The 21,638-nt window shown below is 44.3% G+C and carries 23 protein-coding genes and 1 pseudogene; 5 read left to right on the top strand and 19 right to left on the bottom strand.

What is annotated here, in order from left to right; translation table 11 throughout:
- Window positions 1-189: 189 nt before the first annotated feature.
- The 4 genes from B5G04_RS18350 (at window position 190) to B5G04_RS18335 (ending at window position 3,600) form a co-directional block, all read left to right on the top strand.
- Entirely contained in the window at window positions 190-1,074 is an 885-nt protein-coding gene (locus B5G04_RS18350; RefSeq protein ID WP_239414153.1) for an arginase family protein, read from the top strand.
- Between the two features lie 129 nt (window positions 1,075-1,203).
- Window positions 1,204-1,527, top strand: coding sequence for a hypothetical protein (locus tag B5G04_RS18345; RefSeq protein ID WP_087398289.1), 324 nt, complete (start codon window positions 1,204-1,206; stop codon window positions 1,525-1,527).
- Window positions 1,520-1,888 carry an IS66 family insertion sequence element accessory protein TnpB gene (gene tnpB, locus B5G04_RS18340; RefSeq protein WP_013616133.1) on the top strand — a complete coding sequence of 123 codons (369 nt, stop codon included), beginning with the start codon at window positions 1,520-1,522 and terminating at the stop codon, window positions 1,886-1,888. The genes B5G04_RS18345 and tnpB overlap by 8 nt, the downstream gene beginning before the upstream one ends.
- Before the next feature lie 86 nt (window positions 1,889-1,974).
- Window positions 1,975-3,600, top strand: a complete 1,626-nt coding sequence (locus tag B5G04_RS18335; protein WP_087395044.1) for an IS66 family transposase — start codon at window positions 1,975-1,977, stop codon at window positions 3,598-3,600.
- A gap of 270 nt (window positions 3,601-3,870) precedes the next feature.
- On the opposite strand, the gene B5G04_RS18330 is transcribed toward B5G04_RS18335, so the two are convergent.
- Window positions 3,871-5,247 carry a WG repeat-containing protein gene (locus B5G04_RS18330; protein ID WP_143270492.1) on the bottom strand — a complete coding sequence of 459 codons (1,377 nt, stop codon included), beginning with the start codon at window positions 5,245-5,247 and terminating at the stop codon, window positions 3,871-3,873.
- Window positions 5,202-5,651 carry a hypothetical protein gene (locus tag B5G04_RS18325; protein ID WP_087398287.1) on the bottom strand — a complete coding sequence of 150 codons (450 nt, stop codon included), beginning with the start codon at window positions 5,649-5,651 and terminating at the stop codon, window positions 5,202-5,204. Before B5G04_RS18325 ends, B5G04_RS18330 begins: the two co-directional genes overlap by 46 nt.
- A gap of 99 nt (window positions 5,652-5,750) precedes the next feature.
- On the opposite strand from B5G04_RS18325, the gene B5G04_RS18320 reads away from it, so the two are divergent.
- A complete protein-coding gene (locus tag B5G04_RS18320; RefSeq protein WP_087398300.1) occupies window positions 5,751-7,040 on the top strand; it encodes an ATP-binding protein in 1,290 nt (429 codons plus the stop codon).
- A 56-nt stretch (window positions 7,041-7,096) separates the two neighbouring features.
- Here the strand turns inward: B5G04_RS18320 and B5G04_RS20080 are convergent, their stop codons facing one another.
- The 17 genes and pseudogenes from B5G04_RS20080 to B5G04_RS18240 all read right to left on the bottom strand — a co-directional run.
- Window positions 7,097-7,294, bottom strand: a complete 198-nt coding sequence (locus tag B5G04_RS20080; RefSeq protein ID WP_158100140.1) for a hypothetical protein — start codon at window positions 7,292-7,294, stop codon at window positions 7,097-7,099.
- 77 nt (window positions 7,295-7,371) lie between these two features.
- Window positions 7,372-8,511 (bottom strand): dTDP-glucose 4,6-dehydratase, encoded by a 1,140-nt coding sequence (locus tag B5G04_RS18315; RefSeq protein WP_087398286.1) that lies wholly within the window; start codon window positions 8,509-8,511, stop codon window positions 7,372-7,374.
- Between the two features lie 24 nt (window positions 8,512-8,535).
- Entirely contained in the window at window positions 8,536-9,447 is a 912-nt protein-coding gene (gene rfbD, locus B5G04_RS18310) for a dTDP-4-dehydrorhamnose reductase (RefSeq protein ID WP_087398285.1), read from the bottom strand.
- A gap of 12 nt (window positions 9,448-9,459) precedes the next feature.
- Entirely contained in the window at window positions 9,460-10,020 is a 561-nt protein-coding gene (gene rfbC / locus B5G04_RS18305; protein ID WP_087398284.1) for a dTDP-4-dehydrorhamnose 3,5-epimerase, read from the bottom strand.
- A 6-nt stretch (window positions 10,021-10,026) separates the two neighbouring features.
- The gene (gene rfbA / locus B5G04_RS18300) at window positions 10,027-10,935 is read right to left on the bottom strand and encodes a glucose-1-phosphate thymidylyltransferase RfbA (protein WP_087398283.1); all 909 of its coding nucleotides are present in this window, start codon (window positions 10,933-10,935) and stop codon (window positions 10,027-10,029) included.
- 33 nt (window positions 10,936-10,968) lie between these two features.
- Window positions 10,969-12,063: a glycosyltransferase gene (locus B5G04_RS18295; RefSeq protein ID WP_087398282.1), complete on the bottom strand. Its 1,095-nt coding sequence runs from the start codon at window positions 12,061-12,063 to the stop codon at window positions 10,969-10,971.
- Entirely contained in the window at window positions 12,060-12,878 is an 819-nt protein-coding gene (locus B5G04_RS18290; protein WP_158100139.1) for a glycosyltransferase family 4 protein, read from the bottom strand. Before B5G04_RS18290 ends, B5G04_RS18295 begins: the two co-directional genes overlap by 4 nt.
- Before the next feature lie 4 nt (window positions 12,879-12,882).
- The gene (locus B5G04_RS18285) at window positions 12,883-13,251 is read right to left on the bottom strand and encodes a glycosyltransferase (RefSeq protein ID WP_087398280.1); all 369 of its coding nucleotides are present in this window, start codon (window positions 13,249-13,251) and stop codon (window positions 12,883-12,885) included.
- Between the two features lie 150 nt (window positions 13,252-13,401).
- Window positions 13,402-14,619, bottom strand: coding sequence for a Coenzyme F420 hydrogenase/dehydrogenase, beta subunit C-terminal domain (locus tag B5G04_RS18280; RefSeq protein WP_087398279.1), 1,218 nt, complete (start codon window positions 14,617-14,619; stop codon window positions 13,402-13,404).
- Entirely contained in the window at window positions 14,600-15,805 is a 1,206-nt protein-coding gene (locus B5G04_RS18275) for a polysaccharide pyruvyl transferase family protein (RefSeq protein WP_087398278.1), read from the bottom strand. Before B5G04_RS18275 ends, B5G04_RS18280 begins: the two co-directional genes overlap by 20 nt.
- Before the next feature lie 110 nt (window positions 15,806-15,915).
- Window positions 15,916-16,776 (bottom strand): hypothetical protein, encoded by an 861-nt coding sequence (locus tag B5G04_RS18270; protein ID WP_143270491.1) that lies wholly within the window; start codon window positions 16,774-16,776, stop codon window positions 15,916-15,918.
- 3 nt (window positions 16,777-16,779) lie between these two features.
- Entirely contained in the window at window positions 16,780-17,916 is a 1,137-nt protein-coding gene (locus tag B5G04_RS18265) for a DUF3696 domain-containing protein (protein ID WP_087398276.1), read from the bottom strand.
- Window positions 17,913-18,188: a hypothetical protein gene (locus B5G04_RS18260; protein ID WP_143270490.1), complete on the bottom strand. Its 276-nt coding sequence runs from the start codon at window positions 18,186-18,188 to the stop codon at window positions 17,913-17,915. The genes B5G04_RS18265 and B5G04_RS18260 overlap by 4 nt, the downstream gene beginning before the upstream one ends.
- Window positions 18,189-18,329: 141 nt before the next feature.
- Window positions 18,330-19,403, bottom strand: a complete 1,074-nt coding sequence (locus B5G04_RS18255; RefSeq protein ID WP_087398274.1) for a glycosyltransferase family 2 protein — start codon at window positions 19,401-19,403, stop codon at window positions 18,330-18,332.
- 30 nt (window positions 19,404-19,433) lie between these two features.
- Window positions 19,434-20,390 carry a hypothetical protein gene (locus B5G04_RS18250; protein ID WP_143270489.1) on the bottom strand — a complete coding sequence of 319 codons (957 nt, stop codon included), beginning with the start codon at window positions 20,388-20,390 and terminating at the stop codon, window positions 19,434-19,436.
- Between the two features lie 116 nt (window positions 20,391-20,506).
- Window positions 20,507-21,355, bottom strand: a complete 849-nt coding sequence (locus tag B5G04_RS18245; protein WP_087398272.1) for a glycosyltransferase family 2 protein — start codon at window positions 21,353-21,355, stop codon at window positions 20,507-20,509.
- Between the two features lie 94 nt (window positions 21,356-21,449).
- Window positions 21,450-21,638: pseudogene (locus tag B5G04_RS18240) on the bottom strand (IS66 family transposase); the annotation flags it as partial.

The following is a 21,638-nucleotide window of genomic DNA, read 5'->3' as shown; positions in this document are numbered from 1 at the left end:
ATTTTATGACTGGAAACAGATATAGGGACAAATTTATCCGTATATGAATAATTTGCCCGTACTTGCAGACGTGGCGTAAGGATGCTATCTTCGCACACAAAAAAGGGGAATATGAACAGAATGTTATTAGTAACTGCTTTGCTATGCGGAACGCTGTTTTCCGGCAAGGCACAAAATAACGAAATCACCATGGATAATAATCAACGTACAAAAACCATCCGGCTGGTTTATCCGCAGTGGCAAGGTGGCGACATCGCCCACTGGATAACGGAAGTGAAAGACCCGGAGCAGGCTTCGAGGGGATATTACCTTGGGGCGCAGTTGCTGAATTTCCTTGCACCGGACAGCGGGCAAGAAACCTACACGGTTCCTGTGGCAACCGACAAGATAGAGCGTAAAGTAACCGATGGCGTTTTGGACAAAGAGGCACTCATCGCGCAGACCCGAGCGGCTTTGGATATTTTGAAGATAACCCATCCTGATAAAATCGTAACACTGGGCGGAGAATGTTCGGCAAGCGTCGTTCCGTTTACCTATCTTGCGGACAAATACAAGGATGATGTGGCAATGGTCTGGATTGACGCGCATCCGGACATCACCTTGCCCGGCGATGTCTATGCGGGCTATCACGCCATGGCGGTAACAGCCTGCATGGGCTTGGGCGACAAACAGCTTGTTTCAGAACTGCCGATGAAGATAGCCCCTTCCAAAATCCTTTTTGTCGGATTGCGCGATTGGGAGCGTGACGAAATCAAGGCAAGGCAGGAACAATATAGCATCCAACACCTGACACCGGAAGATGTACGCGAGAACAGTGATGCGGTTCGGCAATGGCTGCAATCGTGCAGAGCATCCAAGGTTGTCATTCACTTTGATATGGATGTACTCGACCCGGCGGAAATCATCGCGGCGGTCGGTGTGGTCCCGGATGGAATGAAAATCGCAGAAGTGGTGCGTGTGATAAACGATATCGGGCAGGAAAAGGATATTGTCGGGCTGACCGTAGCCGAACCTATGCCCCGCACGGCTATCCGCATCAAGAACATGCTGGAGCAACTTCCGCTATTGAAATAAGGATTTGTATTTATTGTGTAAGCATTGCAGGGAGCTTGGCATAAGAGTAAGCATTCTAAGAAATACACATTGCATGCCCTATGGTTTGATTGTAATTTTGCTCCCGCATAACAATCAAACCGAATAGCAATGAACAGAACTGAATTTGAAGAATTAGAAATGCAGGTGCAACAAAGCGGCCTGTCATTGAAGTCGTACCTACGACAGATAGGAGTGAGTTATTCCACCTATCACTATTGGCAAAAGAAATACTCTGCCGAGAAAGACAGTATCAAACAAGAGCTGGCTCCGATCAATATCAAACGGCCAACAGCAGAATTGTCCTTGGACGAACAGGCTCCTTACGGCGTGTCCTTGTTGTTTCCCAACGGACTCCGTGCCCACTTTGGAAACGGCTCAGAGAAGCTGTTGATGGAAGTGTTGAACCAAAGTCTGCAGGAGGGCCATGTTTAACTTGAACGACACGATGCGCTACTTCCTGTGTCCCGGCAGGACGGACATGCGCAAGGGCATCAGTTCGCTGTGCGGGGTGGTGCATGAAAAGATGAAAAGTGAGGTGAAGAACGGCGATGTCTTCATCTTCATCGGCTCCAACCGCAGGCTTATGAAGCTGCTTCATGCGGAAGACGGCGGCATGGTGATGTACGTCAAACGGCTGGAGGCCGGACGCTTCAAACTGCCGGAATACGACCCGGAATCAGACAGTTATCCCATGGAATGGCGTGACCTGGTAATGATGGTCGAGGGCATTCAGGAAAGCCCGGGGCAGAGGCTCCGGCGGCTCAGGGCAGAGCGTAAGGAGTACCATGTATGACATGTTTTTTATTGAAAAAAGTGCTGGTATTATTGTATAATCCATTAATAATTAGTATCTTTACATCAGTAAAAAAGAGACAGGCAATGGATGAAAAAGCTATATTACTCAAGACGATAGAAGGGCTGAATGCCACTGTCGCTTCGTTGTCTGCCACCAATAAAGAACAGTCAGAGCAGATTAAAGATCTGCAGGAACGTATCAAAGAGTTGACGGCTCAGGTCGCATGGCTGAACCGTCAGCTCTTTGGGCGTAAATCGGAGAAGCTTCGCGCATATGACCCTAATATCCCCGATCTTTTTGCAGACGAGTTTGCCGGACTCCAACATCAGGCGGAAGAAAAGCGCGACGAAGCCGTTGGGAAGATTGAAAAGGAATCGGCGGAAGTACGGAAGCAGAATCGTCAGAACCGAAAAATGATAGAGGACTTACCCGTACTGGAGACCGAGACAATAGAACCGACAGGTGTTGACCTGTCTTTATACCGTAGAATAGGCGAAGAGATAACAAAAGTCGTCAAACACAAGCCGGGGATGCTTTACGTCAAGGAAATCATCCGTCCCAAATATGCACTCAAGGACAGCACCATGCTTCCTCCGGCTGGACAGAAAGGAGTGGAGATTGCCCCCATGCCGCTGATGCCTGTTGACAAGTGCATCGCTGATACCAGCCTGCTTGCCGAGATACTGCTTCAGAAGTATGAATACCACGTCCCGTTCTACCGTCAGATACGGCAATACAGGCATCTCGGGCTGAAAGGCCTTACGGAAAGCACGCTGGACGGATGGTTCAAGAAGACGGTAGAACTGCTGAAGCCCCTGTATGAGTCGCTTAAGAAAGAGGTTTTCTCTTGCGACTATGTGCAGGCGGACGAGACCACCATCCCGGTCATCAACAGAGGAAAGCACAAGGCGGAAAAGGAATACCTCTGGATGGTCAGGTCGGTCATGGAAAAACTGGTCATCTTCCATTATGACATGGGATCCCGGGCCGGATCAGTCATCGAATCACTGGCAAGCCAATACCGCTTCAAAGGATACCTTCAATGCGACGGTTTTGCAGGCTATGAGACAGCCTTCAAGACCAACCCCGACGTGCGGCTGGTCAATTGCATGGCGCATATCCGCCGTGATTTTGAGCATGCCTTGGGTGAAAACAAAAAGGAAGCCGAATATGGGCTGGCCCAGATACAGTACATGTACAGGATTGAGCACTGCTGCGATAAGGCGGGCTTGTCGTCCGACGGACGCAAAGCGAAACGCCGGGAACTGACACGCCCAATCATGGAGGCCATGAAGACGTGGATGGAAACGGAAGGCATCAAATACAGTCCCCAATCGCTAATCGGCAAAGCTGTCTCGTATGCCTATACCCGATGGGACAACATGATGAGATGCCTGGAGGACGGACGCCTGCTTTTGGACAACAACCTGGCGGAAAATGCCATCCGGCCAATTGCTTTGGGGCGCAAGAACTATCTCTTCTGCGGTAATCACGAGGCTGCCGTTAACATGTCTGTAATCTGTTCCCTGCTAGCCACCTGCAAGGCACACGATGTGAACCCAAGGGATTACCTGAAGGATATCATTGCCCAAATGCCGTATCATAAGAAGTCCGCTGATGAGGAACTGCTTAACCTTCTTCCGCACAAATGGAAACTGCAACATCCGGAGAGCCTGTTGACCAAACAAACTGTAGAATCCGCTAACTAACCACAACGTCAACATACAGGTTCAACAAAACTATAGCGACTGTCACTATGAATCCAATAGTAACAGTCGCTATCATTATATAGATATTTAATGACTGTAGTTTATCGAATGCTTACGCATAAGACGTCCATGCAATAAATATTCGGATGTGGCGGAAACCTATCTGTCCTACTGCAAGAAAAGCCTTTGCCTCCTGTTTGAAACAGAAATGCAAAGGCTTTTTATTTCTCTTGTCTGACCGCTACACAGCCAAGCAAGCATTATGCAACCTTATTGTTTTCTCAGATTCACCGTCTTGATTTTCCCTGGTATTATTGTCAGCCGGGCCGTTCCGTTTTCGTTTATCTCCACATCCGTGTAGCGCATTTCTATCACCACTTTCCCATCCACCATGATGATGCCCCATTGGTTGGGGTTGCCCTCCACGGCGCAATAACAGCCCACGGGGCTTTTGATGTTTCTGTAAATTGGCGGTACGACAACACGCCCGTCCAACTGCAATCCCCATTTCAGACCAGACCTGAACGGCACGGCGGCTTTCAGCTCGTCAAGCCGCGCCCTGTGCTTCCGTTCATCGTTTTGCCGCTCTTCCATCTTTCGTTCCGTCAAGCGTTTCATGGCTTCGGACTTCAGCCGTTGAATGACACCATCGAAGTCCTCTTCCGGTGTTTGGGGATGCTCGCAGGCTATGTATCGCTTAGCCTTGCTTGCATCCTCCACAAGGTAATACTTCCCGGCATTGTCGACAATTACGATGTCTCCACCAGTCAACATCCCGCAATAATGATAATATGTGTCGTGGTCTCCGGCAAGCAGGCACACGCAGTCATACCCCCACGTGGCATCGTCCTCGTTGACCTGCCTGCATCGGGGAGGTGAAAAATAATCTACGATGCGCACGTAATGCCCGCAGGTGAGGATGTTTGTCCCACTTGTACTCTTCCTGCTTTTGTACAGTTCCCGTGTGCGGCTGTAGTAGATGCCGTCCACCTCCAACAGCTGCACGTCTCCCAACCTAACAACTTTAGGTTTCCTCGTGTACAAGTGTCCGCTGTATAGGTCGATGTACATTTCATTGTTCCTCTTGTCCGTAACAGCGATAATATGGTTTTCCTGAATCCTTACGCTTTTGTAACCGGCAAGGCTGTGCTTCACTTTTCCGCTATCGTCTACCACGGCCATGCTCAAGTTCACCAGCCTTACGATGGCAAAGTCTTCTTGAATATCAAACACCCTCACAAACTGCGGTTTGCAGGTAATCATATTTCCGCGCCTCAGTCCGTACAGTCCACTCGCCACGTCCTTATAGGCTTTCAGGCAAGCCGTATTGTTTGGACGGGACAATTCTTTGTTAAGATACGTCATAAGGTTGTCGTGCGACACTATAAGTTCAAGCCCGTTGTCCGCGACTGTAGGAATGGATATAGAACTGTCACGGACTGCCATGCCAATATGGTTGGCATAGCCTTTTCCTGCCATACACCCTTCGAACATCGCTTGCCAGTCCCGATAATCGGTCGGCAACCCGAATATGTGGTATAGCCCCACGTTGTCAATCAGCACACACGTTTCCTTGCCATCCACTTTCCTAAGTCCGCGTCCTACTTGCTGCAGGTATTTGGCAAGAGAGAGTGTCGGCCTTGCCATCTGGATATGGCGACGGCATTCATTCCATGTTCCTTGTAATATTCAGCAATGTTCCGTGCGTGGCTGATGTTTATCGCATACACGATGCCTTTCTTTCCGTCGGCATACAGCAGCACGCTTTCATATAGCCTTTCTATGCTCGGTCTGCGGTTCAGCACAGCATCCATTTCCTTGACCTGATAATCGCCGTCGGCACCACGTTTCGACAGGCCGTCTATGAGCCTTTGATCGTAACTGCCCGGCCTTATAGACACATAGTCGAAAGCGGACAACCATCCCTGCCTGATAAAGTCCGCGATGCTGTCCGAAGTGATGAGCGTGTCAAATAAGTCTGTGAATCCCTTACGGTTCAACCGGCAAGGCGTGGCGGTCATGCCCAGCTTCCTTGCCTTCGGATAGCGCAACCACAGTTCCTATTCGTGCAGAAAAATGTAGGGAACACTTGTTTATTCATGCAAAAAAAATGTAACTTTGTGCCAGTTATTCGTGCAAATAAATGCGATATGGAACGTAATATATTAGCTCAGCTCATTGATTGGCAGAATAAAACCAACCGTAAGCCACTTATCCTCAATGGTGCGCGGCAGGTGGGAAAGACATATATCTTGAAAGAATTTGGCAGGACGCAATACAAAAACATTGCATACGTCAACTGCGACAACAACGATGTGGTTACGAAGATATTTTCGCGGGACTATGACATCCGCCGCATCATCTTGTCCTTGTCTGCCGTTACCCATGTCAGCATCAAGCCTGGCGAAACGCTGATTATCCTCGACGAGATACAAGAAAATCCCTTGGCGTTAAACTCCTTGAAATATTTTTGCGAGAACGCCCCCGAGTATCATGTCGCCGTGGCAGGGTCATTGTTGGGCATATCGTTGCATGGCGACACCTCCTTTCCTGTGGGTAAGGTAGACGTGATCAAGATGTTCCCCATGACGTTCGATGAGTTCTTAATGGCCATTGGTGAGAAACAATTGGCAGACATATTGCGTACACGGGATTTTAACGTGATAGACACTTTTGCCGGCAAGTTAACTGATTGTCTACGTCAATATTACTTCACAGGTGGTATGCCGGCGGTGGTAAGCGAGTACACCAGGAGTCATGACATCAGTGAGGTGAGAAACCTTCAAAAGCAAATATTGTTCGGCTACCGCCGCGACTTCTCCAAGCATGCCCCTTCAAGTCAAGTGCCGCGCATCAACCAAGTGTGGGACACCATTCCCTCACAACTAGCCAAGGACAACAAGAAATTTATCTATGGTGCCATCAAGAAGGGTGCCCGGGCTTCCGAGTTCGAGCTGGCCATACAGTGGCTCATCGACGCAGGGCTGGTCTACCGTGTCAACCGCGTCACCACACCGTCGCTTCCGCTGAAGTTTTACGAGGACTTTTCCGCTTTCAAGTTGTTCACCCTCGATGTCGGCTTGATGGGCGCGATGGTAGACACGCCCCCAGAGACCATTCTGGTCGGCGAAAGCTGTTTCAGTGAGTACAAAGACGCATTCACCGAGCTATTTGCGCTTACCCAGATGGTGTCCAAGGGCATCCCTGCCTATTATTACAGTGCGAATGACTCGCGAGTAGAAATAGACTTTCTCATCCAAAAGGATGAAAAGGTCATCCCTATCGAAGTGAAAGCAGAGGTAAATGTCCGTTCGAAATCACTACGTACCTATATTGACAAACATCCCCAGTTGAAAGGAATGCGCCTGTCGATGTTGCCTTACAAGGACCAAGGATGGATGGAAAACAAGCCGCTCTATGCGGTAAACTTTTGCCTGTAAATAACCCTCGCGCTCCCAGCAACAACGTTCCATGGTACATCGTATGCCAGCTATGTTTACCATAGCCAAAAACAGCCGTTAAGTATAGAAGCTGTTTTGAATTTCTCCAAAAAGTTTTTCTTGGCTTGATGTATCCGTTTTCGTGTGTGCTTTGGGCGATTTTTTGGTCCTTTCCGCTCCTGTTCTTCGTCAGATAGCCCGCTATCTTCCTCATCACAAAAGCGAAAATGCCTCAAAAACTCATCCCAAATCATCGCACGATAAATTCAAAACAGCTTCTTAATATGGGACAAAAGGGACGGCATTGCCCTTGAGTTGGCAAAAAAGACGTTTACCGTTCCTTATACATTTCCTCGTAATACTTCTGGTAGTCACCGCTCGTCACGTTGTCCATCCATGCCTGATTATCCAGATACCAGCGGACAGTCTTTTCGATACCTTCCTCGAACTGCAGGCTCGGTTCCCAGCCAAGTTCGCGTTGCAGTTTGCGTGAGTCAATGGCGTAACGCATATCGTGACCCTTGCGGTCTGTGACGTAGGTTATCAAGTCCATGTCCTCGCCGTCCTTCCTTCCGAGCAGACGGTCAACGGTCTTGATGACAACCTTGATTATGTCGATGTTCTTCCACTCGTTGAAGCCGCCGATGTTGTATGTGTCGGCTATCTTGCCTTTATGGAAGATGAGGTCAATCGCCCTTGCATGGTCCTCCACATACAGCCAGTCCCTTACGTTCTCGCCTTTTCCATAGACCGGCAGCGGCTTCCTGTGGCGGATGTTGTTGATAAACAATGGAATGAGTTTTTCAGGGAACTGGTAAGGTCCGTAGTTGTTGGAACAGTTGGTCACGATGGTCGGCATTCCGTAGGTGTCGTGGAAAGCACGTACAAAATGGTCTGAACTTGCCTTTGAAGCCGAATAAGGAGAATGCGGATTATACTTCGTTTCCTCGGTAAAGAACTCGGTTCCATAGGCATGGTGGTGCTCCGAACTTGCTTTTGTAGTGAACGGAGATTCAATTCCCTCCGGATTGGTCAGTTCTAATGCTCCGTAAACTTCATCCGTAGAGATATGGTAAAAGCGTTTCCCCTCATATCCTTCGGGTAGGCTCTCCCAATATTCCTTTGCGGCTTGGAGCAGCGTCAAAGTTCCTATTACGTTTGTATGGGCGAAGGTGAACGGGTCTTTTATGCTTCGGTCAACGTGGCTCTCTGCCGCAAGGTGTATTATTCCGTCAACGTTGTACTTCTCCATCAATTCCTTCACCGTCCCGTAATCACAGATGTCTGCCTTTACAAAGATGTAGTTCTCCTTGTCCTCCACATCCTTCAGGTTGGCAAGATTACCGGCATACGTCAGTTTGTCAAGGTTGATGATGCGGTATCCGGGGTATTTGTTCACAAAAAGGCGTACCACGTGGCTTCCGATAAAGCCCGCGCCGCCTGTTATGATGATGTTTCTCTTGTATTCCATGTCGTTTATGTTTTGTTGTCGTTATCATTTTAAGACATTCATGTTCTTCATGCAGACCTTTAGCGAATCCGTCCAATAAGGTATCTTCAACCCGAATGTCTCCTTTATTTTCATCTTGTCCAATACCGAATAGGCAGGACGTTTCACCGGGCTGGGGAATTCATCGCTGTGGCAAGGCTCTATGTCGCAGGTCGTGTTCCCTGCAAGTTCGGCTATCTTCTTCGTAAAGTCAAACCAAGAGCAAACACCCTCGTTGCTGAAATGGTAGATGCCACGCTTTGAATATCCATCCTTAGGATTTTCCTTTTCATAATCTGCAAGCACAGTCTTTATTACAACCGCAAGGTCGTATGCGTATGTAGGCGTTCCTGCCTGGTCGAAAACAACATTCAGCTTTGGCTTAGTCCCTGTCAGGTTCAGCATTGTCTTGACGAAGTTTCTGCCAAACTCGGAATAGAGCCATGCCGTCCTTATGATGACGTAATCACAGTCTACGGTCTCTATGTTCTTCTCGCCCTCGAGCTTTGTCTTGCCGTAGACACCCGTCGGCGTTCCTTTTTGGTCTTCCCTGCAAGGAGTGTTATACGGGTCGCCGCCGAAAACATAGTCTGTTGAGATTTGCACAAGAAGTCCTCCCACTTCCTTCATCGCCTCTGCCAATAGCTTCGGTGCATCAGCATTGAGCTTCCTGCATAATGTCTCGTCACTCTCTGCCTTGTCCACATTAGTATAAGCGGCGCAATTGACTATGCACCGTATATCCTTTTCTTTCACTATTTTCCGTATGGCATCAGCGTCGGTGATGTCCAGAATGGTTGTCTCGACGCCCTCAACCTCTACGACATCCGTAAAAGTATAGTTGTCGTTCGTGTCTTTGCTGATTATGCGCATCTCGTTGCCGAGCTGGCCGTTCGCGCCTGTTACAAGTATGTTCATGATGGCATTCCGTTATTTTGAATAAACAAAAGGGGATTCAAAGTCTTTCAACAGCGGATGCTTCGTATCCTTTTCGCTGAGTATCGCATGTTCTGTCGGTATCTGCCAGTCAATGCCCAAGCTACCGTCAAGAATGCTTATGCCGCCGTCAGCTTCGGGATGATAGAACTCGTCGCACTTGTATTGGAACACGGCTGTCTCGCTCAACACGGCAAATCCGTGGGCAAAGCCTTTCGGGATGAAAAACTGCCGGTGGTTGTCCTCGGTCAGTTCCACTGCTACGTGCTTGCCGTAGGTGGGCGATCCTTTCCTGATGTCCACAGCAACATCCAGCACCTTGCCTTTTACGCATCTCACTAATTTTGCTTGCGTAAACGGCGGACGCTGGAAATGCAGCCCACGCATGACACCATACGATGACATGCTCTCGTTGTCCTGTACGAACTCTACGTGTTCGACTTTCTCGTTGAACTCCCTTTGCGAGAAACTCTCGAAGAAATATCCCCGTGTGTCCTTGAAGATGCGTGGCTCGATAATCACCACACCTTCTATTTCTGTCTTTATTACTTCCATATTCCTTTAATATTCCAAATTCTTCTCCAACGAATCTTCCTTTTCTTCAAGAATCGACATGAGGTACTTGCCATAACCGTTTTTCAGCATCGGCTGTGCCACTTCACGAAGTTTCTCTGCCGTAATCCAACCTTTCCGATAAGCGATTCCCTCCAGACAGGCCACTTTCAAGCCTTGACGTTTCTCCAGAACCTCAATGAAAGTCGAAGCTTCCGAAAGGGAGTCATGTGTGCCCGTATCCAGCCAGGCAAACCCACGTCCCATGGTTTGCACTTTCAGTTCATTGTCACGCAGAAACTCCTGGTTCACGGTGGTTATTTCCAGTTCTCCACGGGCGGACGGTTTGATATGCCTGGCAACTTCCACCACCTTGTTCGGGTAGAAATAAAGTCCTACCACGGCGTAATTGCTCTTCGGATGCTCCGGCTTCTCCTCAATGCTGAGGCAATTGCCGTCCTTGTCAAACTCCGCCACGCCGTAACGTTCAGGGTCGCTCACCCAATAGCCGAACACCGTAGCCTTGCTGTTCTCCTCAGCATCCTTTACGGCTTGCCTCAACATCGCGGTCAGTCCGGCACCGTAGAAAATGTTGTCACCCAGCACCAGGCAGGCACTATCATCCCCGATGAACTCCGCACCGATAATGAACGCCTGTGCCAGTCCGTCGGGCGAGGGCTGCTCAGCATATTCAAATTTCACTCCGAAGTTGCTTCCGTCTCCCAACAGCCTTTTAAAACCCGGCAGGTCGTAAGGAGTGGAGATAATCAGTATCTCCCTGATGCCGGCAAGCATCAGCACCGAGATGGGATAATAAATCATCGGTTTGTCGAATATAGGAATCAACTGCTTGCTGATTCCCTTGGTGATAGGATACAGACGGGTACCGCTGCCACCGGCTAAGACTATTCCTTTCATAGTTAAACTTATGATTTTGTTGATATGCTATATTTATCGTGTTTTATAAATGGTTTCTAAATACGGAATCCGGTTTTGTATCAGGAAATCTTTTTCAAAAAGCAAGCGGGAATTCTTTCCGTAAGCTTCCGTCAAATTAGGATGTCCGATAAGTTCAATGATTTTCTTTGCGAACAGACTTTCTTGTAAAGGAAGCAGATATCCGTTATATCCGTCTTTTACACAATCTTTATTCCCTAATACATCCGATGCTACGATACATTTCCCTAAAGACATTGCTTCTATCACCGCCAACGGAAGACCTTCATATCGTGATGTCGTCAGATAGAATATGGCGTTTTTTACATATCTCATGGTTTCATCATGGCTTAACCAAGGGAATAATTCTACGGTGTTTCCCAATTGGTATTGAGCTATCATCTGTTTCATCCGTTCCAAATCAGGTGAATAATACCCGACACCTAAAATATAGAACCGGATATTAGGGCAAGCTTTATGCACTTCATGGATAACATTCACTAAAAAGAATGGATTCTTTTGGTATGACGGCCTACCGATGTAACAGATATAAGGCGATGGTTCGTCTAGACCGGATAGCGGTATGACCTGCACATCCGGAACGGAATTACTCCAAACATATACCCTTTTCTCTTTATAACGTACCAGTCTCATCCCTAATTCTTTCTCGGATTCGGAACAGGCAAGTAAAAAGGAATCTAACCTTGCCATTCTTTCCAAGAAAAGATAGATTCGCTTTTTTATCTTATTTTGAGTGGATAAAAAAGAAAATGCATGAGGAGTGTAAAATGTTTTTACATTGGTTAGGAAGCCAGCCAGCCTTCCGATGAAACCTCCTTTTGCACTGTGGCAATGGATGATGTCAGGCTTTTCCTTGTGTATGATTCGGATGACTTGAATAAGCCCTTTTAAGTCTTTCAAAAGGTTTAATTCCCGGTAAAGGCTAACGGCATATTCTTTTATCACTTCCCCTTTCTTGATTATTGGGTTGCTGTTATCCGCATTTCCATGCACAATGACAAATTCGAATTCATCACTACTATAATTTATGGTATTCCTTATATAAATCCCAAGTCCTCCTATCATTTGCCCTACATGAAGTACTTTCATGCCGCCCTCCTTTCTTCGTTGTGGAAGGCATCATAAGCAGAAAATATGAACCTACATTTTACCCCCCCCCGTTTACAAATCTTAACAAACAAGTCAGCGTGTTGCTCCACCACACGGCTGATGTCATAATTCCGGATTACTTTATTCAACGCTTTCTCTTTCATGATTTTTGCTTCTTTAGGATGATTATATAACCAAAGTACTTTGTCTCTTACATCTTCCGGATTATCCACCTCTACCAACAGCCCGTCTGTCCCGTCTTCAATCAATGTGGGGATTGCATCAACTCTTGACGCCACTACATTCTTTTCGGCTGCCATGTATTCCACGACGGCAAGCCCAAAGCCTTCCCATCGGGATAACAACAAAGCTACATCGAAGACTTTCAAGTAAGCGTAAGGCGTATCCGTCCAGCCAGTGATGTACAGATTCAAATGATTTGCTTCCGCAAAGCTCTCTACGGATTCCCGTTCTTCACCGTCACCTACGATGATAAAAGCCGAGCGGGGAATCGATTCGTGGATAAGTTGGGCCGCACGGATAAACACATCCGGTGCTTTCTGAGGGGACAACCTGCCTATCATGCCTACCACAAAAGCTTCATCCGGTATGCCCAATTCACGTCTTTTCCTGGGGATTGCGTTCCTGACCGCGGAAATGTCTATGCCGTTGGGTATCAGTTCCAATTTATTCCTTGAGGCAATGTGTTCCTTTTCCGCCGATTCCTTTTCCGCTTCCGATATGCAGACGATTTTGTCCGTCAATGGCGAAAGGCATTTCTCCATCAACAAGTAAACAAGACTTTTCAGTTTCATAAGTTTATCTGATATTGAACGCCCACCCATGCGGGTTATAAACAATCTTGCAAGGAAGTCCCCATGCGGCCAGACGTCCTAATCCGCCCGCAAAGCTGCTATGGCAATACACGATGTCCGGACAGCGTTTTTTGATATACTTCCGGATGGAAAGAACTTTCCGGATAACTTGTAAAGGCGAGAACGTCTGCTGTAAGTCCATCTGCTCTACTCCGTCCACCATATCTTGATAGCTTGCCTTGTTATAATTGCAGGAACAGATAAAGAACTGGCAGAATCCCTTTGCCTCCAGACGCGGCATCAGCATCTGCAGATAACGTTCCACCCCTCCCGCACATTCGGCGATGTGCAGGACAGTAATTTTCTGATTCATAAAATGTGAATGATTAATTGATGAAATATGGAAATGCCCAAATCCGCAACGTAGGCCACAGTTATGCCGCTGTCGATGAAGACAGGTTCAGGGGGTTACGGATATAGATGCATAAAAGCTCTTTATTGGGGAAATGGCAAAGATATGCCTTTATTTTCTGTCATCTTTCCGTGTATACACCAGCATGAACATCCGTTTGGCGAATGTATAGACACCCAGCCGGTGACAGGTCAGGCGGACAAAAGCGTTCAGGCGTACTTTCCATGTAATAGGGAACCATTTACGGAAGAAATCGGCAGGCGGCAGGACGTTGCAATCCTTGAAGAACTGTCCCCTTTGCGGGTTCATCGGTACCGAATGGAACATTTCCCTTACATCGCTTACTAATTTATCCGGCTCTACACGTACCGTCCGCAATTCACTTCCGGTGGCGTTCATTATCATTTCCCCTTTTTCGGATTGTACCAATACCCGTGTCGTCCCTTTCCCGTCCATTTGCTTAGTGAATTTCTCTATCGGGAAACAGTCCCATAGCGTCAAGTCACTCCTACGGTAGCGTTTCTTGAAACGGCAATCATAACACGATGGGCGGTCACTCAGGTTGTTGAAGAATGCACGCAGATAAGCATTGCTGTCTACGCCCTTATGGTAGTCTTTGCCTTTCTCCTTATTATATATGGAGAACGAGCTGTAATGATAGCCGTAGTGCTTGTCGCGGAAAAGCACGTTGGTAAACTCCCCGCCGATAAGGGCTTGTTGAGCCTCAATATAGCGGGTTAGTATGCGTGGACTTGGTATGCCGCGGCATACCAAATCCACGCATACTAATTTCTCATATTCACGCCCGCGCAGAAAACTCCGGAATCCTTCTATCTGGCAAGGAGTACCGCTAAAGCAGACCCAGCGTCCCGCCTTCAAGTGCCCTAATGCCTCTTTGAATGTATTCATGACGTTGCTCTGCACGTATTTGCTGTTGCGGAAAACCGATAAGTCTTTTTCCGTTTCCACCCCTTGATGCTCCACGATGAAAGTGCCTTTCCGGTATCCTGCGCCATATACGATGCCCCCTTGCCGGATAATCCATGAAGCGATGGCGGTAAAAGCCCCGCCCGATGTGCTTTCTTTTCGGATATCCTCATTTTTATGCTGCGCCAAGAAGCCCTGTTGCGCATGAGGGGTATCCGCCTTATCGGCATGGATGACCGGACATACCTTTTCGCACAATCCACAATCTATGCACAACGATGCATCTACCACCGGATAACGGAATCCTTCTTCGTCTTCTTTCATGCCGATGCAATGCTTAGGGCAAGCGTTGTAGCAAGCCCAGCATCCGCAACACTCTTTCTTATCTTCTATATGAATCATAAGCTATTCCTGATTTTGTCAATGCGTTTTCAACGAACTGCTTGGTAAAGTCCCTTAACTCAGCCAGTTTCTTGTGTACTTCATTATAGTCTATGCCACGAGCCATACACTGCCTCACATCCTCATCGCCTTTCAGTAACCGGTCTTCTTGCCCTACCAACGACAACAGCGAATACAACCTGCCGTTCGTAGAAACGATGCTATCGTTGTTATACCGCCGGAATGTAAAAAAGCGTTTCCCATGAAGCAGGGAGAATACCGAAGCGTGGAATGAGTCGGTAAATACATATTCCGCATCCCGGATTAATTGGACAAACTGGGCGGGACCGACATTGTAAGGGGCATAATCAGGAAAACCGACATCACTCCTGATGTATTCATCGCAATGCTGCAGTTGTACGATTTTATATCCCGTAGCTTCTTTAAACCGTTTGACGAACTCACGTTGTCTGGGGTTGTTGCCTAAAAAATAGCAGAACAGATAAGGTTCTTGTATAAACCGTCCGGAGGGAACCGTTTCCGCCCACTCTTCTGCTGTAAACAGGATGGTAGGATCGCAAACTACGGGAACTTCCCTGCCCGTCAAGTCCTTTATGATTTTCTGTCCGCTCTTTTCGCGTACCGAACAAAAGTCTATCCGTTTCAGAAATGCAGCCGCTTTATGCGCTTGCCGGTTAGGCAGCTTCGATATGCCGAAGCTGGTGGATAAGGCGATTTTAGGTATTCCGTCGGGAACGAAATTCAAGGTGTAATAATCCGCTTCGATATTCGAAGGCAGCCATAACTGGTCGCTCCCTACAACGAATGCGGAATAACCGTGTGCTTCTTTGCCCAGTTCCGTTTTCGAAGGAAAGGCTTTTGACAGATGGAACTTGCTTTGCGCAAAGTCCTGAAACATGGCATTCCTTATAGCCATGCTCCGTTTCAGTTCTTCCCCTTTCGTTTTGAGTGCCCACACTTTCTTCACGGTGGCATATTTGTCCTTTACCGTATGGATGTCCCATATCCGGCTTAAAAAATACTTGTACTTGGCTGCATTGATTTCGCTTCTCAACCCGTCTATGCAGATGGTCTCGTTCGGCACGTTCATCTTGTCAAAGAGCAACTGTGTGGCATACGCCTGAAGCTGGCTGCCATAGTTAGGTTGGAAGTAGCAGGTGACGAGTGCTAACTTCTTGGTTTTCATATAAATGTTTTTGATTAATAGGTGCAGGAAGTCCCCATGACAGATGCTTGGTGGCCTCTGTCATATATACATTAATATTCTATACGATGAAGTAAGTGATAGTGGAATTTTTATTTTTCCTCAGACAACAGGCTGAGTTTATGGAAATCTATATTATCGTAGTTTTCTTCACCTTCTGATAAGTGATAGCCATGGAATGCAAGACGAAGTTCGTTTTGGTTTTCAAAATAAATATAACAGTTGTTTGCTTCGTCATAATACCATAAAGCTGAATTTATATCTGTTCCCACAGCTAATTTAAGTAACCGTTCCGTGTCGTTGCGGTTCGTCAACAATTGGGCAGCTCTTTTCGTTGTTCCTGCTATCATTTGAGCCGGATGTTTATCATCACCATGTTTGGGATTATAGACATACACCCGTTGAGGCTGGCGGTTATCTGAAAACCATTGATGAAAGGAGCGGATGTCATTATACCAATAGATAGAGACATTGTTTCCAGTTGGATTAACAGATAAGACAATGGGTGACCTAAAGTGGAAGGCATTACAATTAAGCAACACAACGGCATTGCCTTGGGCTTCATTTCTTGCCATTTCTCCTAAACAGTCATTCGTTACATCTTGATTATTTAATGAATACTGTTCTCCTGATTCCAACGGTTCATCCCTCCAATCTACAAAACCTTCCTCATTCAATAAAGCCTGGATCACAACTGTTACATTAGGGTATTCTTCTTCTTCGTATTCTTCTTGCAAAACAATATAAGGATACAGCACACCTTTCATATTTTCCGAATCATAGTAACGGTCACATCGTTCGTACTTGAAAAAACGCGCAATCTTCAGCCACTCATTGACTTCTTTTACAATCTGTTCAGGGTCTGTTTCCGTATTGTCCTTTATATAAAGCGCAGATGGTGAACGAGATGAATCGCTATACTCTTTAAACAATATGTAAAAGGCTGTCTTCATAAGTCAGAATCCCATTAATGTCCGCAGATCCATCGCATATTGATCACAAAAGTTCTTTGGAGGATTTTTCACCCTGCCTTTTTTCGTAATCTCCAGGTTTTGTACCGTAAATGATTTCTTTTCTTCCTGTTTCCGGGAAAAGAAAAGAATTTCCAATTGGTTATTCTTTAAGATTTCATTGCGGACGGCTATCAAAGAAGCATTGACAATGTGGTCGCTATGTGTTTCGATAAACAATTGCACTTTTTTAGGCAAAACTTCTTTGCAGAAAAAATTCATTACGGCAGATTGTGCGCTGGGGTGTAAATGTGCTTCTGGATTCTCTATTATAATAATTTCCCCTTCTTTTGCCAGTAATCCAGCCGTTATCAGTGACAATGCGTAACTGTAACCATATCCGACGTTTACAGGATGGAAAAAGCGACCATTGTTTGTAGAATCCATATAAAGACGTAAAGCGTTTCCCTCTTCTTTTATCGAGAAAGTAGCTCCATCGAATATATTGCTCAATTCCTGTTCTACTTTTTTCTGAAAAGCTTCTCCCTCCGCATAGATTACGTTCAGTATGTTCCGCCCTTTTTTGTCTAACCATAAAGAAGAACGCGATACATTATCTTCTTCATTTTGTGCACTCTCCCTGTCTGCCGAGATGTAATACATCCGTTGCAGACTTGTTAAAGACGTATAGCCTGAAATCACAGGAGCGACAAGCGTGCCGCTTTTTTCAGCCGAAACACTTTCATCATAAAAAGAACTTTCAGAAAACATTTCCTTACCGCCTACCTCCATGCCGCATAAGTCTCCCATTGAAGAAGCATTTCCTGCCTTATAGGATAACCGAAACCGATTGTCTGTAGCATTGTCTGTTTCGATAGTGAAAATTATGGGTAAGTCATGCGTGCCATAAACATTCTTTACATCAGAAAAGCTACCTAAATCCACCCAATCTCCTTTGAGTAGCAGATTATTCAATGTATGTTGGGCAGAATTCCGTAACGATTGCGACAATAATAACAAGGCTTGCAAAAAAGAAGACTTTCCACGTCCGTTAATGCCCGTTAATAATGTAAGGCTGCCTAATTGTATTTTTTGTAAATCATCAAAAGCCTTAAAATTCTGTATGGATAGCGTCTTTATCATTGTTTTTCGCTTTTAAACCAATCCCAAAAAGACTTTGGCAACCATCCTTGTACATCACTATCAGCTTTCAGTTCGCCAACAAATACATGGTCTTTATCTGTCATCTCTTGCTTAAGCATGTTGCAAATGAAAGTTGCATTATAAGAACTGGAGAGGAACCACACAGACTCCAACGGATGTTGATAGCTATCTCCCAGCTTCTTTATGCGTTCATACAATGAGGAATAGTCTTTAACTGTAGTATTGATGTCGTATGTTATTATATAGAGCATAATTGATATACCTTAGTCCTTTTGGGCAAAGATACAAAATAAATTCAAACAGATGCACTGATGGCAAGTTTTGTTTGAGCATTCGGAAGAAAATAAATAGCTAAAGCTAATGGAACATAGAACAATCCTGATCATTCCTTATTATTTTCTCAAAAAATCGACTATGACACATGAAACATAAGCAAATGCAAATAGCATATTCAACATCTCATGTTTCGCACAATAAACCATTTCCCTTTTCCCTTTCGGCAAATAGCTCAAATCACAATCAAAGGCAATCTGATACAATTCAGTTTGTAACATTTTTCTAATGATGCTTTTCTTTTCCGAAAACGACAAAGTACAATTAGGATGTAACAAATACAACCTGAAAGAACGAAAAAGACATTCCGCTGCCATTCCGCAAAAACAAATTTTATAATCTTTATCTCCCAATATGAGAAAATTTTTTATTCGGCGATAATAACCATTTAATGATTGCTCGTTTATATGCAATATAGTTGCGTTATATTTATTCATTGTAGACTCTTGGAACACTCTATAATGAATTAAATATTCATTGCATAATACTATCTTTTTAGCGGCATTAAAAGTGTCTAAACAGAATATGGCATCTTCTCCAATCTTGATATTTGTTTCAAATTGGATATGATTGTCCTTTATCAATTCTCTTTTAAATACTTTGCCCCATGCACCACGAATAGCACCTACTGAAACGCCATTTATTCTTTTATCGTAATAAGGAAATAAAGTATCCAATTTGAAATATTTAATTTCATTACCGGTTCGGATTATCCGATTAGGGATTATGCTTTTTCTTTTCCATTCACGTTTCTCACTGTTATAAAAGTGATTAAACCCGATAATGTCCGCATCGTGATATTGCTCGATCAAAATTTCTAAATTTGTAAAAGCATTCTTTTCAAACCAATCATCCGAATCCAAGAATAATATCCATTTCCCTATTGCGATATCTAGCCCTGTATTTCGTGCGATACTTACACCCTCATTAAATTTGTGTATAGCTTTTATCCTTGCATCTTTATGAGTATAACTCTCTATGATGTTTTTGGTATCATCCGTAGAACCGTCATTAATTAGAATTAATTCCCAATCAGAGAAAGGTTGATTCAATACACTGTCTATAGCGTATGAAAGGTATTTCTCCACGTTGTAGCATGGGACGATGATGCTAAAAAAAGGTTGTTGATTCATTGAGGTTATTCTAAAAATAAAGTTGGATTATTAGAAAATAATTTCTTCATAAGGCTTGTCATTAATAAACGATGCACTTTGCGCAAATCCGCTATGAAACATATCTCCTGTTACTAAAAGGTAAATTTTCTGTGCGTCTGCAAGCATCATTAAATCAACGAAACTTTTTAAGTGAAGATTATAATCATGGGCTGGTGTATAAGTTAAATGCACTACTCTGCCGGGTATGGTATATACATAATCTAAAGAACTGACATAATCCAAGAATTTTCTTGAATCGGATGTTATCAGGACTTTTTGACCTTTGTGCCGCTCATCATATAGTTCTTGTATTTTACTGTAAACTTTTTCCATCAGTCTTTTCTGTTCATCAACTGGTAATGTAGGGAAATCGGCTTCTTTAAAATCACCCAATAGGCTTTGAAACCTTAATACAATGGCTATATATTCTCCTCCGATGTTTTTCTTATTTTGATTTATCGCTTCTTCCAAAGGTTTGGCTGGCATAAATAACTCATGAAAAGCTGTGGAATAGATATTTGGAGTATAAGCGAAATGTGCATTGGTATAGATATGGTATTGCTTTTTATCTGTCTTGATAAAAGAATCTAAAAAAGCGTGTTGATATTTTGCTTCTTCGTCTACAGTCATCCCGTATTTCTTATATGTACAAAACAGAGGGATTACTGTTGTCTGTTCGCTGTTATAAGACAGCTTTTCAGGGTCAATGTCCCAATTTACCTTATTAGGCAACAAATAATCTTTCAATCTGAACGGGTGACAAAAATTAACCTTAAACTTATATCCCTTCTTTTTGCAATATAGATACAAAGAAATAATCCCATGCAGTCGGTCTCCTAAGCCGCCCGGACTTATGCGTCCGTCTGCCATATAAACAATTTCAGGCGAATCTATCTGAAATTTAGGATTACTGGCAGAATAATACTGCTTAAAGCTGAGTGCTTTTTGTCTGATGCGTAGCTTCATTAAGCCGCATTTGTACAATAAGAAGCCTTGAAAATTCATTTACTTTTAATTCGTTTATTAACGACAATCAATTTATATTGTTTTTGAAATCATGTTTGTATGATTTATATGTGTGATTAAATAAAATTATATTTAATCGGTGCTTTGAAACCATCATAAGTTCCTTTGATGATTGCTCGTGTTTTATTCCATTTATCCTTTTCATAAAGTACAATTAAAATCCATCTGTAAAATACAGTCAGTAGACCACGGTACACAGATGGTGTGAAATCTTTATTTTTCCTTTGTTTGTATATTATGTTACGACATATATAATAATAGCGAAATGCTGAGTGATTAAAAACAACTTGTTTATGTCCCAGAATATTCGATATAAAAGAATTATGCCCTATTTCATGTAATATTGAAACAGTGTTGCATCTGAGAATTATGTAACCATTACGAGATAAAGAATAGCAAAAATCAGTGTCAACTCCATCAATGAACATGGAAGAATCAAAACCTCCGACTTTTCTCCATGCCTTAACAGAGGTTAAAGATGCTGAGGTTATGCACGTTTTAACTATTGTGTATGGTTTGTCATCCTTATCAATAATGCCAAAACTTCTATCATTTATTACAGGACATACAATACCAACATTTTGCATATAAATATATTGCCTTAATTCCTTTATTAGGTTGAGAGGGCAAACTGTATCTTGATCTAATGTGATAATCCATTCATATTTATCATTTTCTGCTTCTAAAAGTAATTGATTCAAAGCATAAGCTATGCCCATATTATTATCATTTTGAGTTAAATGAATTGGATAATGGATATTGCTTATAAGAGTATGTATATCATTGAGGTTAAATGAATGTTGGTCTATCAAATAGATAGTATCTACTTGAGGTCCTATAGAATTTATATTATCCTTTAGACGAATAATATCAGGATTAAATAATACAATTCCTGCTGCTATCATATTTGTTTGTAAGCACTCAATTTAGGGCATCCCCCTTTGAAAGGGCACTTTTGAGTGCCCTAAACCGAGTTTTGTTAATTAATTAGCTTTGAATTTAACATTGGCTGGTAGCCAAAGTGATTTTGTCAGGAACCATGTTAACATAATCCCTGCACCCGTTAAAGATATTTTTGAAAAAAGTTCCGATGAAGTTCCAGACAGAACTGCCATGAAGCTTTACCGTTCCTATTACACTATGGTAAGTCGCAGCCATCTCAGCGCCTGCATCACTACCGTAATGAAG

This window comes from Bacteroides sp. An51A (assembly GCF_002161565.1).
Taxonomy (GTDB): Bacteria; Bacteroidota; Bacteroidia; order Bacteroidales; family Bacteroidaceae; genus Phocaeicola; species Phocaeicola intestinalis.
The sequence above is the reverse complement of the archived record's forward strand: the minus strand, read 5'-3'. Positions and strand labels throughout refer to the sequence as shown.